The following is a 15,244-nucleotide window of genomic DNA, read 5'->3' on the forward strand; positions in this document are numbered from 1 at the left end:
GAACGTAAAACATAAAAAAAGCAGCTTTCGCTGCTTTTTTTGTTAACTGTCTAAATTAAAATTACCAACCAGTAATTTCTTTTAAAGCTTCACCAATTTGCGCCAAACTTCTTACCGTTTTTACGCCTGCATCTTCTAGGGCCGCGAACTTTTCATCGGCGGTACCTTTACCACCAGAAATAATTGCACCCGCGTGACCCATGCGCTTACCTGCTGGAGCGGTTACACCGGCAATGTAAGAAACCACAGGTTTAGTTACGTTGGCTTTAATAAACGCGGCCGCTTCTTCTTCCGCAGTACCACCAATTTCACCGATCATTACGATGGCTTCAGTTTTATCATCAGCTTGGAACATGCCCAAGATATCGATAAAGTTTGAACCAGGAATCGGATCGCCACCAATACCAACACAGGTTGATTGACCAAATCCATAATCAGTTGTTTGCTTAACCGCTTCGTAAGTTAAGGTTCCTGAACGAGAAACGATACCCACTTTACCCGGCTTGTGAATGTGTCCCGGCATAATACCAATCTTACATTCTCCAGGAGTGATAACGCCTGGGCAGTTTGGACCAATCAATTGCACGCCCAACTCGTCGCATTTAACTTTGCAATCCAACATATCAAGCGTTGGAATTCCTTCAGTAATACAAACCACTAATTTAACACCGCTATTTGCAGCTTCTAAAATAGAGTCTTTACAAAATGGCGCGGGAACATAAATTACCGAGGCATCAGCACCGGTTGCTGCCACGGCGTCTGCCATCGTATCAAAAACTGGCAAACCCAAATGCGTTTGACCACCTTTTCCAGGTGTTACGCCACCGACCATTTTTGTGCCGTACTCAATCGCTTGTTCAGAGTGAGACGTGCCTTGTGAGCCAGTAAAACCTTGACACAAAACTTTTGTGTTTTTATCAATTAAAATACTCATTAAAATTTCCTCAAATTCTTTGCTGTCGCGGTTTATTTGGCTGCTTTAACAACTTGTTCTGCTGCATCGGTAAGGCTGGTTGCGGCGATAATATTCAATCCACTTTCTGCCAATTTCTTCGCGCCAAGCTCTGCGTTATTCCCTTCCAAGCGAACGACCACTGGAACTTTAACGCCAACTTCTTCAACGGCACCTATAACACCGTCAGCGATTAAGTCACAGCGAACGATACCGCCAAAAATGTTGATTAAAACCGCTTTAACATTTTCGTCTGAAAGAATAATTTTAAACGCTTCAACAACTCGCTCTTTAGTTGCACCGCCACCAACATCTAAAAAGTTTGCCGGTTGGCCGCCAGTTAATTTAACAATATCCATAGTGCCCATTGCCAAACCAGCGCCGTTTACCATACAACCAATGTTGCCATCTAAGGCAACGTAGTTGAGTTCCCACTTCGCCGCATGAGCTTCACGCTCATCTTCCTGTGAGGGATCATGCATTTCTTGCAATTTCGGTTGGCGATACATTGCATTGCCATCAATATTTATTTTTCCATCCAAACAATGCAAATCACCTTGATCAGTAATCACCAATGGGTTGATTTCCAATAAGGCTAAATCATAGTCTTGGAATAATTGAGCCAAGCCTAAAAATATTTTAGTGAACTGCTTAACTTGCGCTGAATTCAAACCTAATTTAAATGCAAGCTCACGACCTTGATAAGGTTGCGCGCCGACCAAGGGATCAATTATCGCTTTAAGAATTTTCTCTGGCGTTTCTTCCGCCACTTTTTCAATTTCCACACCACCTTCAGTCGACGCCATAAACACGATGCGACGAGTTGAACGGTCAACAACTGCGCCCAAATAAAGCTCCTGATCAATATCGGTACAGGTTTCAACGAGGATTCTGCTAACTGGCTGACCATTCTCGTCGGTTTGATAAGTCACTAAGTTCTTGCCTAACCACTGTTCGGAAAAAGCCTTAATCTCATCTTTCGAAGATACCAACTTCACGCCACCCGCTTTACCACGACCACCAGCGTGTACTTGTGCTTTAACAACCCATTTGTCACCGCCAATTGTGTCCGCTGCATCAACTGCCTCTTGTACAGTTTGCGCTGCAACACCTTTTGAGACCGGCAAATCGTATTCAGCAAATAATTGTTTTGCTTGATACTCGTGTAAATTCATGGCTACCTTCCGTCTAACTATTAATTGAATGTGAAATTGCTCTCGACTTTTGCTTCTAGCCGAGGCAAAAAAAGTTGGAATTATTAATACTAGGGAAGCCCTAAATTCCAATTGCCGACTAAACTAACATCGACGTTTTGCTCTCTATTTCATTTTATTTTTTGTAATTCGTTTCTTACTTTTTTCTCGGGCGGCGATTGACACCATGAATTGCATGACCATTCACAGCCAGAGCGGCTTCATGGACACATTCAGAAAGGGTCGGATGACCAAATACAGTCATACCAATATCTTCAGCCGTTGAACCAAATTCCATTGCAATCGCAACTTGTTGAATTAAATCCGGCGCACTAGGCCCAACAATATGGCAACCCAATATACGATCTGTTTCTTCATGGGCAATCATTTTAACTAAACCAGCGGTATCATTTGCCGCCATTGCTCGGCCACTAATTGCAAAAGGAAAAGTACCCACCTTATAGGGCTCACCATCGGCCTTCAATTGCTCTTCAGTTTTTCCGACCGCAGCAACCTCTGGATGAGTGTAAATTACGTTCGGTACAACGTCATAATTCATCGCTGTTTTTTGCCCAGCAATTCGTTCCGCAACCATGACGCCCTCTTCCATACCCTTATGTGCCAGCATCGGGCCGCGCACAACATCACCAATTGCCCAAACACCCGGCGCACTGGTAGCACAATAATCATCAACAAATATATAACCGCGCTCATCTAAATTTACCCCGCTATCCGCTGACAGCAATTCCTCGGTGTAAGGTCGACGACCAACACACACTATTAATTTATCGAATACTTCTTTGCTTTCTTTTCCGTCTTTATCAGAAAAAGTTACGGTGGTTTTTTTACCTTTAACTTCTGAAGCCGTTACTCGACAACCTAAGCGAATATCCAAACCTTGCTTAGTTAAGATTTTTTTAGTTTCTTTTGCAATTTGCTGATCCATCATTGGCAAAAAGCTATCTAAAGCTTCGAGTAATACCACTTCAGAACCAAGGCGACTCCAAACACTACCAAGCTCTAAGCCAATAACACCCGCACCAATAACACCTAAACGTTTTGGTGTTGCATCAAATTCAAGCGCTCCAGTGGAATCTACAATCACGTTGCCATCGATCTCTGCGACAGGAATATTGACGGGCACAGAACCTGAAGCAAGAATAATATTTTCTGCTTCTAGAATAGATTCCTTACCATCTTTGTCAGTTAGTTGAACTTTTTTATTGGACAGTAATTTACCGTGACCAAACAAACCGGTAACACGGTTTGATTTAAATAACGCTGCCACACCACCCGTTAATTGTTTAACGATGGCGTCTTTTCTGGCAATCATTGACGGCACGTCAACTTTTACACCGGTGGCAGAAATACCGTGAACACCTAGATTGTCTTTTGCTTCGTGATATTTTTGGGAGCTATCCAGTAGCGCTTTAGAAGGAATACAACCAACGTTTAAGCAAGTACCGCCATTAACACCCTTGCCACTCGCATCAGTCCACTTTTCGATACACGCGGTTTTCAAACCTAATTGCGCAGCGCGGATTGCCGCTACGTAACCCGCAGGACCTGAACCAATTACAACAACATCATATTTATTTGACATAGGGTACTTCCAAAGAGAGATTTATTTTAATAGAACGTTCGCCTGAGTAATCGAGGCTTTGCCTTCATAATATAACTAAGCCAAAACGACAAAAGCCAAATTAAATTCGGCTTTGTCATTTCATATTTATATTTCCAAAAGAATACGTGCTGGATCTTCGAGGAGATCTTTAATTGCCGCCAAGAATTGAACCGCATCTTTTCCATCAATTAAACGATGATCGTAAGACAACGCGAGATACATCATTGGCAAAATTTCGACTTTGCCGTCAACAGCCATCGGACGATCTTGGATTTTGTGCATGCCTAAAATAGCAGATTGCGGCGGATTTAAAATCGGAGTAGATAGCAATGATCCGAATACACCCCCATTAGTTATAGTGAATGTGCCACCCATTATTTCATCTATCGACAACTTGCCGTCACGCGCCCTTACACCGTAATCTCGTATCGTGGCTTCGATATCAGCCAAACCCATGTTCTCGACATTACGCAATACTGGAACTACCAAACCTTTATCGCTAGAGACAGCGACGCCAATATCTTGATAACCGTGGTAGACCGTATCACTACCATCAATTGACGCATTCACCACGGGAAACCTTTTCAACGCTTCAACCGCTGCTTTTACAAAAAAGCCCATAAAACCCAAACGAGTTCCATTGTGCATTTTTTCGAAATCAGCTTTATATTTAGCACGCAAAGCCATTACCGGTGCCATATTAACTTCATTAAATGTCGTTAACATTGCAGTGTTTTGACTAACGTCCAACAAACGCTCGGCAATTCGATTACGCAAGCGAGTCATTGGTACGCGTTTTTCAACTCGTTCTCCACTGAGCAATTCCGCAGGAGGGTTTGCGGTACTCGCACTGGCGGCTGGTTTTGAGCTTGCGGCCGGAGTACTTGCACTGGCAACAGGAGCCGGAGCTTTAATTGCATTGACGACATCTTCTTTGGTGATTCGACCGTCTTTACCGGAACCACTTACCGTCGCTAAATCGATATTGTTTTCAGCCGCTAATTTTTTCGCTGATGGACTGGCGAGACCTTCACCGCTTCCGCCACTCGATCCTGCTTCTACTTTCGCTTCACTTGCCGGTGCCGCCGCGACACTTCCACCAGCGCCTTCGGTAACAATCGCTATTATTTCATTGCTCAGTACGGTCGTGCCTTCGTCTTTTAGGATTTCGCTAAGTTGTCCGTTAGCAGGCGCAACCACCTCCAAGACAACCTTATCCGTTTCGATGTCTACGATTAATTCATCGCGACTCACTGCTTCACCCGCTTTTTTATACCAGGTGGCAATCGTTCCATCCTGAACAGACTCCGGAAAAGTTGGGGCTTTGATTTCGATAGTCATCCGTTTATTTCCTATTACGTTTTGTTACGTCTTTATCGTCATTTATGTGACGCACTAATTAATTCGGATTACCTTAAGCTTTTAAAAAGTTTATTAAATTCCTAAGGCTTCGTTTACAAATTTATTCTGTTGCTCTAAGTGTGTAGACATATAACCTGCTGCAGGTGCAGCCGCGGCATCACGACCCGCATACATTAAATATAAACTTAAATCGACATCGTTAATAACGCGACGCATATGATGTTGACTGCTGTACCAAGCGCCCTGGTTTTGCGGTTCTTCCTGACACCATACTATTTCTTTTAAATTTTTAAATGAGCGCAAAGCTGTGCTCAATTCTTCTTCAGGGAAGGGATAAAGCTGCTCCAGTCGAACAATCGCAACATGCTTCATGCCTTCTTCTTCGCGCCTTTCTAGAAGATGGTAATAAACTTTTCCGCTACACATAACGACTCGGGAAACATCGTTAGAATCAACTGACTCATCATTAAGAACGTTGTAAAACTGTCCATCCGCTAATTCTTCTAATGACGAAACTGCAAGTTTGTGACGCAAAATCCACTTAGGACTCATGACAACTAAGGGTCGCCGCATTGGACGGATAGATTGCCGTCTTAACAAATGGAAAATCTGTGCTGGCGTTGTCGGAATACAAACCTGAATATTATGTTCAGCACACAACTGCAAAAATCGTTCGAGGCGAGCAGAGGAATGCTCAGGGCCCTGCCCTTCATAACCGTGTGGTAACAACATGGTTAACCCGCAAAGACGACCCCACTTAGATTCACCACTGGTAATGAACTGATCGATAACTACCTGTGCGCCGTTTGCGAAATCGCCAAATTGCGCTTCCCAAATCACCATCGACATCGGCGTTGTCGTCGCATAACCATATTCAAACGCTAGTACGGCTTCCTCCGAGAGTAGAGAATCATATATATCGAAATCGGGCTGACCTTCAAACAAGTTTGATAAGGGGTAATAAGTTGATCCGTCGTTTTGACTAGAGATCACCGCGTGACGATGTGAGAAAGTTCCGCGTCGACAATCCTGACCGGTAAAGCGAATTCGATGCCCTTGTTTTAGCAAGGTCGCATAAGCGAGAATCTCGCCCATTCCCCAGTTAATGGGCAAAGCGCCGCCGGCCATTTTACGTCGGTCTTCATATATTTTTGAAACTTGTTTTTGAACTCGAACACCGTCTGGAATATCGCAAAATTTCTGCCCTAACTCCTGCAATTCTTTAATTGGAAAAGTTGTATCCGCAAATTCAGTCCAGTCGTGGCCGATATAAGGCGACCAATCAACAAACAATGATGAATCGGGCTCGCTAACTAGGCTACTGACAACGTGATCGCCACGATCCAAAGCGGCACGATAGTCGTCCATTATTTTGTCAGATTCTTCCTGGCTCACGACGCCTTCTTGAACTAATTTTTCTGCGTACAAAGTCCGAGTTGTTTTGTGTGAACGAATTGCGGCATACATCAAAGGCTGTGTCGATGATGGCTCATCAGTTTCGTTGTGGCCGCGACGGCGATAACAGACCAAATCAATCACAACGTCTTGTTTAAATTCGTTGCGATAATCCATCGCAAGCTCTGTGACAAATAAAACTGCTTCTGGGTCGTCACCATTGACGTGGAAAACGGGTGCGCCAACCATTTTACTAACATCGGTACAATATTCTGTCGAACGCGAATCATCACGGCGATGAGTTGTAAAACCAACTTGGTTATTGATGACGATATGAACTGTACCGCCAGTGTAATAGGCGCGAGTTTGCGACATTTGAAATGTTTCGAGAACAACACCTTGTCCAGCAAACGCGGCGTCGCCATGTATTACGATGGGGACTACTTTGTTTCCTAGGGGGTCTTTACGTCTATCTTGACGGGCTCGAACAGAACCCTCGACAACAGGCGATACAATTTCTAAATGGCTTGGGTTAAAGGCCATCGCCAAATGTACTTCACCACCAGGGGTCATTACATTTGATGAAAAACCTTGGTGGTATTTCACATCACCAGATGTACCGATGAAATGCTTACCTTCAAACTCATCAAATAAATCTGCTGGGTTTTTACCAAGAATATTAACTAAAACGTTAAGACGGCCACGATGTGCCATCCCTAATACAATTTCTTTTGCGCCGTAATAACCCGCTCGATTAATTAAAGCATCCATCAGTGGAATTAAACTTTCGCCACCTTCCAAACCAAAACGCTTGGTACCTGGATACTTACTATCAAGATGTTTTTCCATACCCTCCGCAGCAGATAATCTTTTTAGAAGATTGTTGCGAATGTCGACACCATAATTTGGTTTTGAACGCACACTTTCTAAACGCTGCTGCAACCATTGTTTTTCAGCAAAGTTTGTTATGTGCATGATCTCGGGACCAACTGAACCACAGTAGGTGCTTTCAAGTGAATTAATAATTTCACTTAAGGTGGCTTCGTCTTTACCAATAAATAAATTACCGGTTTGAAAGACAGTGTCGAGATCAGCAGGTGTTAAGCCGTGAAAACTGAGATCTAAATCAGGAACGGTTTCTCGCTCCATCAACCCTAAAGGATCTAGCTTGGCTTTTTGGTGTCCTCTGAAACGGTAGGAACTAATTAACTGTACGACTTTAATTTGCTTGCGTTCATGCTCAATATTAATGCCGCCAGAACCTGGCGCAGCAATAGGTCGAGCACGTCGCTTACCGAGCAATTCAAAATGTTTACGGACAACTGTATGCGAGGCATCTTGTGTAACAACGCCTTCGATACGGGGAAGTTTATCGAAATAACTGCGCCACTCTTCAGGTACAGTATTGGGATTATGGAGGTACTGTTCATACAACTCTTCGATATAAGCAGCATTCCCACCCGATAGCTGGGATGTGCTCCAAAGTAGCTGCATGATGCTTTCTTTCGCGTCGCCTTGCATGTTGCCCACCTTCAGTTAGGGCATAGATTCAATGAATTAACTGAATAGTAAAATTAATCCTGTCCCTGCCTAATAATTCAGTATAGCTAGATATCCAGTTTTGCCAGTACCAGCCGCTTGCGAGGCATTTGACCTCGACTTTTAATCTTAATCTTGTTTGGCACAACACTGCAGTCGATTTAGGTCGCTCGCTGCAGCAGCATATTGCGAATATGTCCAATTGCTCGAGTTGGGTTCAAACCCTTAGGGCAGACCGCCACACAATTCTGGATACCGTGACAACGAAACACACTGAAAGGATCATCGAGTTTGCTGAGGCGCTCTTCGTCGGCGGTATCTCGCGTATCCGCTAGAAAACGGTATGCCTGTAACAAGCCTGCAGGACCGATGAACTTGTCTGGATTCCACCAGAAAGAAGGACAGCTGGTTGAACAGCAAGCACACAAGATACATTCATAAAGGCCGTCGAGCTTTTCTCTGTCTTCAGGCGACTGTAAACGCTCAATAGCAGGCGCAGGGCTGTTGTTCTGTAAATATGGCTGGACCTTTTCATACTGAGCGTAGAATTGGCTCATATCAACAGCAAGGTCTCTGATAACTGGCAAACCTGGCAATGGGCGCAAAGACAATTTATTGCCTTTCACTGTTTCTGATAATGGCGTGACGCAAGCCAAACCATTCTTACCGTTCATATTGATCCCATCGGAACCACAGACACCTTCCCGGCAAGAGCGGCGGAACGCTAAGGAGGTATCCTGCGCTTTTAACATCTCTAATACATCGAGAACCATAAGATCCTTACCATCGGTCTCAACTTCGTAAGACTTCATGTAAGGCTTCTTATCCACTTCCGGGTTATAACGATAAACTTCAACCTTCAACATAGCTTTTCGGCCCGATAATATTCAAACATTGATGAAAATATAAATTCTTTTCTTTACGTAATGAGCTTGATTCAACAATCGCGACTCAATGAGAGCGACTTAATTAGTAGGTGCGCGATTAATAGGTGCGCGCCTTTGGCTCAAATGCTTCCATCGTTTTAGGAGCAAAATTAACGCCACGTTTCGCCACGCGCTTATCGGCGGGGAAATACATTGAGTGACACAACCAATTCTTGTCGTCACGCTCTTGGAAATCTTCACGAGCATGTGCGCCACGACTTTCTTTTCGCTCTTCCGCCGCAATAGCTGTCGCTTCTGCAACTTCCAACAAGTTTTGCAGTTCAAGCGCTTCGATACGCGCGGTGTTAAAGGCATTACTCTTATCACTGAGCTCTACGTTAGCGATACGATCACGCAATACTGCTAGCTTCTCAATGCCTTCTTGCATGAAATCGCCTTTCCGGAAAACGCCAAAGTGATTTTGCATAACAGACTGTAATTCTTTGCGAAGCGCAGAAACGTCTTCACCACCGGTTGAGGTATTTAATTTATTTAAACGACCCATTGCGGCTTCAAGATCAGACTCGCTAGCTTCTCGATGCTCTATGCCTTCGCGTAAGGCTTTCTCAATGAACAAACCTGAGGCGCGACCAAAGACAACCAAATCCAAGAGTGAATTACCACCGAGACGATTGGCACCGTGCACGGAAACACAAGCAACCTCACCACAAGCAAAGAATCCGTCGACAACTTTATCATTGCCTTTTTCATCTTGATCTAAAGCTTGACCATGAACATTGGTGGCGATGCCGCCCATCATGTAATGGCAAGTGGGTACAACAGGAATAGGTTCTTTGATTGGATCAGCATGAGCGAAAGTGCGAGACAGCTCCAAAATTCCTGGCAGCTTGGCGTTTAGGGTATCTGCACCGAGGTGATCAAGCTTTAGGAAAACGTGATCAGCTTCTGGGCCACAACCTCGACCTTCTAAAATTTCCATTACCATGGAACGAGCAACAACATCACGGCCCGCCAAATCTTTTGCATTCGGTGCATAACGTTCCATAAAACGCTCACCGTCTTTATTTACTAGGTAGCCACCTTCACCGCGACAACCCTCTGTAACGAGAACACCGGCACCGGCGATTCCAGTCGGGTGGAATTGCCACATTTCAATATCTTGCACCGGAAAACCCGCACGTAGAGACATGCCAATACCGTCGCCAGTATTAATATGAGCATTTGTTGTCGATGCATAAATTCGACCAGCACCACCCGTGGCAAGCACGGTTGCTTTTGATTTCACAAATACAGTTTCGCCATCTTCAATATTAATCGCGATAACACCAACCACGGCGCCATCTTGGTTTTTGACTAAATCAACGGCGAACCATTCATTTAGAAAAACCGTATTGTTTTGCATGTTGTTTTGGTAGAGGGTGTGCAACAAAGCGTGACCGGTTCTATCCGCCGCCGCACAAGTTCTTGCTGCTTGTCCTCCGCGGCCAAAATCTTTCGACTGACCACCAAAGGGACGCTGATAGATTCTGCCATTTTCAGTTCGAGAAAAAGGTAAACCCATATGCTCTAATTCGAAAACCGCTTCTGGTCCAACCGAGCACATGTATTCAATGGCGTCTTGATCGCCAATATAATCCGACCCCTTAACGGTATCGTACATATGCCAGCGCCAATCATCATTAGGATCATCACTCGCAATCGCACAAGTAATACCGCCTTGTGCAGATACCGTATGCGAACGAGTCGGAAATACTTTGGTAATAACCGCTGTTTTATAGCCGGATTGAGCTAACTGCAGTGCCGCACGCATACCGGCTCCACCGCCGCCGACGACAATACCGTCAAATGAAATGGTTCGTAATTTTGTCATTACTCAACGTTCCCCAACAGGATTAAAGGCCCCATAAAATTTCAACACCCCAAAGGGTGTAAGCGATTGTCACTACCGCAAGAATCATTTGGATAGCAATTCGAATTACATTTCCTGCTGCGCCAACCATACGCACTGTTACGTAGTCGGTTAAAACAGACCATAAACCAATCCAGGCATGGGCTGCCAAAGCGATTAAAGTAATCAAGCTAAAAACGCGCATCCAAAAATGGCTATACAATTGCTGCCACTCTGAATAATTCATATCCGGGTGCATCAATATAAAAGCGACTACAAAAAATGTGTAGGCCGCCAAGATGACCGCAGAAACGCGCTGGATTAACCAATCATAAAGTCCGCTTCGACCAAAGTTCGTTACTGCAGTTACCATATCCAAACTCCTGCCAATGCAATCAAAATGGCTGCGACGATGATCACCAGAATAGAACCGATTTTTCCACCCTGTAGGCTTTCACCGATTCCCATATCCATAATCAAATGCTTGATGCCAGCCACTAAGTGATAGGCCAATGCTGCAACCGTCGCCCAAACAATAAACTGGCAAACTGGATTGCTTAATGTTTCCTTTAAGTCAGCGAAGCTCTGTTCCGATTGTAAACTCGCTTGCAAACCCCATAACAAAACCGCAATACCAGCGTACAAAACAACGCCAGAGATTCGGTGGAAAAATGAGATATATGCAGTGATAGGAAGCGCGCTAGGCGTAACGTGTAAATTAACCGGTCGATTATCTTTCACGATAGGGACTTACCTTTAAATTGACAGTGTTGATAAACCTTCACAACAAGATGCATGAAATTTGCACGGGCTGAACAGGTAAATCAAAAGCTCCTGTGTATCGAACTAAAATTAAAGATGAATGTGTTTGAAAAATTCTATGAACGCATTTATCTATTTGTTGGTCAGGGAAAGAACGCGCGAGATTATAGAGAGAGCGCTTATAAAATACAAATCAAACCGAAGACGAATAGCATGCCAAATGTTAAGCTATCGTCCTTATTAATAAGGCTTTTATTGCTAAGCACTATCGGCTTATACAACTCTTAGCCACATAATTGCACAGTCGGCGAAAAACTGAGCTATTTGTGTTCAAGAGTAGTGCAATAACGGAAGATATTCAAAATACTTGTCTATACTCCAGCTAATAGAATTGACAATCCTTGGCGTAGCCTTATAGTTGTCCTCCGCAATTTTTCCGCTGCGACAGCATTTCTGCCTTGCCAGACGACAATTCCTTTCGAACGTGAAGTACTTACATACAGATACAGGAGTCATTAATGACCAACAAGAAGGCCCAACTCGTTATAGACGGCGCTCAGCCAATTGACCTACCTATCCTTTCCGGTTCAACAGGGCCCGATGTTATTGATGTAAAGAGCCTCACGGCAAATGGCTATTTCACCTACGATCCCGGCTTTGTTTCTACGGCATCCTGTGAATCTAAAATTACTTATATTGATGGCGACAACGGTATTCTCTTACACCGAGGCTATCCCATTGATCAACTCGCAGAGCATTCTGATTACTTAGAAACCTGCTATTTACTCCTACACGGTGAATTACCTGATCCGACTCAGAAAGCTGAGTTTGTCGATATCATTACTCACCACACCATGGTTCACGAAGGTATCGTCAATTTTTACAAAGGTTTTAAGCGAAGCGCGCATCCAATGGCGATCATGTGCGGTGTTGTCGGTGCGCTGTCGGCGTTTTATCACGACTCTCTAGACATCCATAACGTTGAACACCGGCTAATTTCAGCACACAGAATGATTGCCAAAATGCCCACACTTGCGGCAATGTGTTACAAACACCATATCGGTCAACCCTTCCTCTACCCCAGCAACTCCCTCAGCTACAGCGAAAACTTCTTACACATGATGTTCGGAACGCCGTGTGATCCACCTAATGTAAGCCCTGTACTCGCCAAAGCAATGGATAAAATTTTCTTGTTGCACGCTGACCACGAACAGAATGCATCAACGTCGACGGTTCGTCTTGCCGGCTCTTCTGGCGCCAACCCTTTCGCTTGTATGGCTTCGGGTATTGCTGCTTTATGGGGTCCTTCACACGGAGGCGCTAACGAAGCCGTGTTAGAAATGTTGAATGAAATTGGCGATGTGAAAAATATCGACAAATACGTTGCGAAGGCAAAAGACAAAGATGATCCTTTCCGCTTGATGGGTTTCGGTCATCGAGTTTATAAAAACTTTGACCCACGCGCAAAAGTGATGAAACAAACCTGTGATGAAGTATTAAGCGAGTTAGGCATCGACAACGACCCATTATTACCGATCGCCAAACGTTTGGAAGAAATCGCCTTGTCTGACCCTTACTTTATCGAGAAAAAACTCTATCCGAATGTCGATTTTTATTCCGGCATTATTATGAAAGCAATTGGTATCCCAACGGATATGTTTACCGTGATATTTGCAACGGGCCGAACCGTTGGTTGGATCGCGCACTGGCATGAAATGCTTAGCAGTCCATTCAAAATTGGCCGTCCACGCCAACTTTATACTGGCCACACTCAACGCGATTATCCAGCCAAGTAAAAGGTATTACCTAGCCAAGTAACGGGCTAAAAAACCTACCACAACATTCCCACCTCCGCTTTTAATTCTGCGGAGGTGGGAAGATTCAGCAACTCCCAACCCTCCTCATTAATTCCAAACCTAATTTAATTCCAAACCTAATTTAAAAATTACTTTTAATAAAATTGGTAAAATTGGGGTTAAAATTGGGGTCAGATGAGAATTAAATTTGCCTCCTAATTTTCCAATCGGGGTCTACCAACGACACCTCTCGTCACACGCCGTTGATAGAGCTGTTCAACCTCCTCCTTAAATCTTGGGCTTCCCAAAGCGAGCCCTTGATTTACAGTTGCACTTATCTCCGCAATTAAATTTCCGCTGACATGAACTTTGAATAAATCGCGATAAATTTCCAACCTTCTTTTCTCATTTTTATCGAGATGTAAATATTGTTCGTGAGGAGTGCAAAGCCTAATTCTTTTCCCAAGCGCATTGGCACTGTAACTCGACCACGCGTATTCAGAAGGATCTACCACCATACCGGCACGAACCGGATTTAATTCGATATAACGTTGGCAAATTAATAAATACTTGTCCGATTGCACAAGACAACTTTTAAATCGTCCCTCCCACAAAGTCCCCGATCGACTATATTCACGATTAAAGTAACGAACATAGCGCCGCCCTAATGCCTGCATCATTTTCGACAAACCTTCACGCTTATTGGGTGTTGCTAAAAGATGAATATGATTAGTCATAAACACCCAAGCATGGACGGACACATCGAACTCTACAGAATATTCATACAACCAATTCGCATAGACGGCAAAGTCTTGCGAACTCGCAAAACAAACCTGGCGATTATTACCGCGCTGAATAATATGCTGTGGAAGCCCGACTGGGCAAAAACGTCGAAGACGTGCCATTGTTACATCCTTGTAAACTAATGGTGAATTTGAATTGGAGTACTGAAAAACTTATTGAATTTATTGCAAGTTAATTCTCATCTGACCCCAATTGATTGAACTCTACAGAATATTCATACAACCAATTCGCATAGACGGCAAAGTCTTGCGAACTCGCAAAACAAACCTGGCGATTATTACCGCGCTGAATAATATGCTGTGGAAGCCCGACTGGGCAAAAACGTCGAAGACGTGCCATTGTTACATCCTTGTAAACTAATGGTGAATTTGAATTGGGGCACTGAAAAACTTATTGAATTTATTGCAGGTTAATTCTCATCTGACCCCAATTGATTCATTCTCATCTGACCCCAATTGATTATTACATCCTTGTAAACTAATGGTGAATTTGAATTGGGGTACTGAAAAACTTATTGCAAGTTAATTCTCATCTGACCCCAATTGATTCATTCGGATTCGCACCCCAATTGATTCCGTTTTTTCGAATTGATTTATTCTTTGATTTGTAAAGAACCGACCCATTTATTTGGGATCCCATCAAAATAATCACGCAATCTGTCTTCAACATGCGACGCACTCCAAACCGCAGCCTTTTCTAGCCCTATGCACTCTTCTCGGCTTGCTGGCAATACTTTTGAATCCCTATACAAATACAGCTTTTTACTAATCGAATCTTGCTTGAAAAACGTCACCGATTTCAATAAAGATTCATCTAAATCTAAATGTCCTACGATTGGCCATCTACCAGAAGTAACAGCATTGTTCATAACCCAAATTTTAAACAAAATTTCTTTCGATACTATTTCCTCCACAGAAGGGGTTGCCGTAGCTCGAAAACCATAAAAAGCCATCAATGGCTCTTTAAGAACTCGACCAAAAGCAAAATACCCATTCTTTAAATCAATTTTGACAATGTCTCCTACTTTACGTTTGCTCATTTA

The 15,244-nt window shown here is 43.7% G+C and carries 13 protein-coding genes; 1 reads left to right on the forward strand and 12 read right to left on the reverse strand.

Features of this window, described 5'->3' with window-relative positions; genetic code table 11:
- Positions 1-61: 61 nt before the first annotated feature.
- The 9 genes from sucD to sdhC form a co-directional block, all read right to left on the reverse strand.
- On the reverse strand, positions 62-934 hold the full coding sequence (gene sucD / locus ACYUCY_RS08280; RefSeq protein ID WP_460225997.1) for a succinate--CoA ligase subunit alpha: 873 nt from the start codon (positions 932-934) through the stop codon (positions 62-64).
- A 32-nt stretch (positions 935-966) separates the two neighbouring features.
- Positions 967-2,127 carry an ADP-forming succinate--CoA ligase subunit beta gene (sucC, locus tag ACYUCY_RS08285; protein ID WP_460225998.1) on the reverse strand — a complete coding sequence of 387 codons (1,161 nt, stop codon included), beginning with the start codon at positions 2,125-2,127 and terminating at the stop codon, positions 967-969.
- 175 nt (positions 2,128-2,302) lie between these two features.
- A complete protein-coding gene (gene lpdA / locus ACYUCY_RS08290; protein WP_460225999.1) occupies positions 2,303-3,748 on the reverse strand; it encodes a dihydrolipoyl dehydrogenase in 1,446 nt (481 codons plus the stop codon).
- A gap of 126 nt (positions 3,749-3,874) precedes the next feature.
- Positions 3,875-5,110 (reverse strand): 2-oxoglutarate dehydrogenase complex dihydrolipoyllysine-residue succinyltransferase, encoded by a 1,236-nt coding sequence (gene odhB, locus ACYUCY_RS08295; protein WP_460226000.1) that lies wholly within the window; start codon positions 5,108-5,110, stop codon positions 3,875-3,877.
- Positions 5,111-5,203: 93 nt separating this feature from the next.
- Entirely contained in the window at positions 5,204-8,047 is a 2,844-nt protein-coding gene (locus ACYUCY_RS08300; RefSeq protein ID WP_460226001.1) for a 2-oxoglutarate dehydrogenase E1 component, read from the reverse strand.
- Positions 8,048-8,226: 179 nt separating this feature from the next.
- Complete coding sequence (locus ACYUCY_RS08305) at positions 8,227-8,931, reverse strand: succinate dehydrogenase iron-sulfur subunit (RefSeq protein ID WP_460226002.1); 705 nt, start codon at positions 8,929-8,931, stop codon at positions 8,227-8,229.
- A 118-nt stretch (positions 8,932-9,049) separates the two neighbouring features.
- Positions 9,050-10,822, reverse strand: coding sequence for a succinate dehydrogenase flavoprotein subunit (gene sdhA, locus ACYUCY_RS08310; protein ID WP_460226003.1), 1,773 nt, complete (start codon positions 10,820-10,822; stop codon positions 9,050-9,052).
- 22 nt (positions 10,823-10,844) lie between these two features.
- Entirely contained in the window at positions 10,845-11,213 is a 369-nt protein-coding gene (sdhD, locus tag ACYUCY_RS08315) for a succinate dehydrogenase, hydrophobic membrane anchor protein (protein ID WP_460226004.1), read from the reverse strand.
- On the reverse strand, positions 11,207-11,581 hold the full coding sequence (gene sdhC / locus ACYUCY_RS08320; protein ID WP_460226005.1) for a succinate dehydrogenase, cytochrome b556 subunit: 375 nt from the start codon (positions 11,579-11,581) through the stop codon (positions 11,207-11,209). The genes sdhD and sdhC overlap by 7 nt, the downstream gene beginning before the upstream one ends.
- A gap of 539 nt (positions 11,582-12,120) precedes the next feature.
- Here sdhC and gltA point away from each other — a divergent pair.
- The gene (gene gltA, locus ACYUCY_RS08325; protein ID WP_460226006.1) at positions 12,121-13,398 is read left to right on the forward strand and encodes a citrate synthase; all 1,278 of its coding nucleotides are present in this window, start codon (positions 12,121-12,123) and stop codon (positions 13,396-13,398) included.
- A 215-nt stretch (positions 13,399-13,613) separates the two neighbouring features.
- On the opposite strand, the gene ACYUCY_RS08330 is transcribed toward gltA, so the two are convergent.
- The 3 genes from ACYUCY_RS08330 to ACYUCY_RS08340 form a co-directional block, all read right to left on the reverse strand.
- The gene (locus ACYUCY_RS08330) at positions 13,614-14,303 is read right to left on the reverse strand and encodes a transposase (RefSeq protein ID WP_460226007.1); all 690 of its coding nucleotides are present in this window, start codon (positions 14,301-14,303) and stop codon (positions 13,614-13,616) included.
- A 70-nt stretch (positions 14,304-14,373) separates the two neighbouring features.
- Positions 14,374-14,541 (reverse strand): hypothetical protein, encoded by a 168-nt coding sequence (locus tag ACYUCY_RS08335; protein WP_460226008.1) that lies wholly within the window; start codon positions 14,539-14,541, stop codon positions 14,374-14,376.
- 253 nt (positions 14,542-14,794) lie between these two features.
- Positions 14,795-15,241, reverse strand: coding sequence for an immunity 26/phosphotriesterase HocA family protein (locus ACYUCY_RS08340; RefSeq protein WP_460226009.1), 447 nt, complete (start codon positions 15,239-15,241; stop codon positions 14,795-14,797).
- Between the last annotated feature and the right edge of the window lie 3 nt (positions 15,242-15,244).

The sequence above is a fragment of the Aurantivibrio infirmus genome (genome assembly GCF_054767315.1).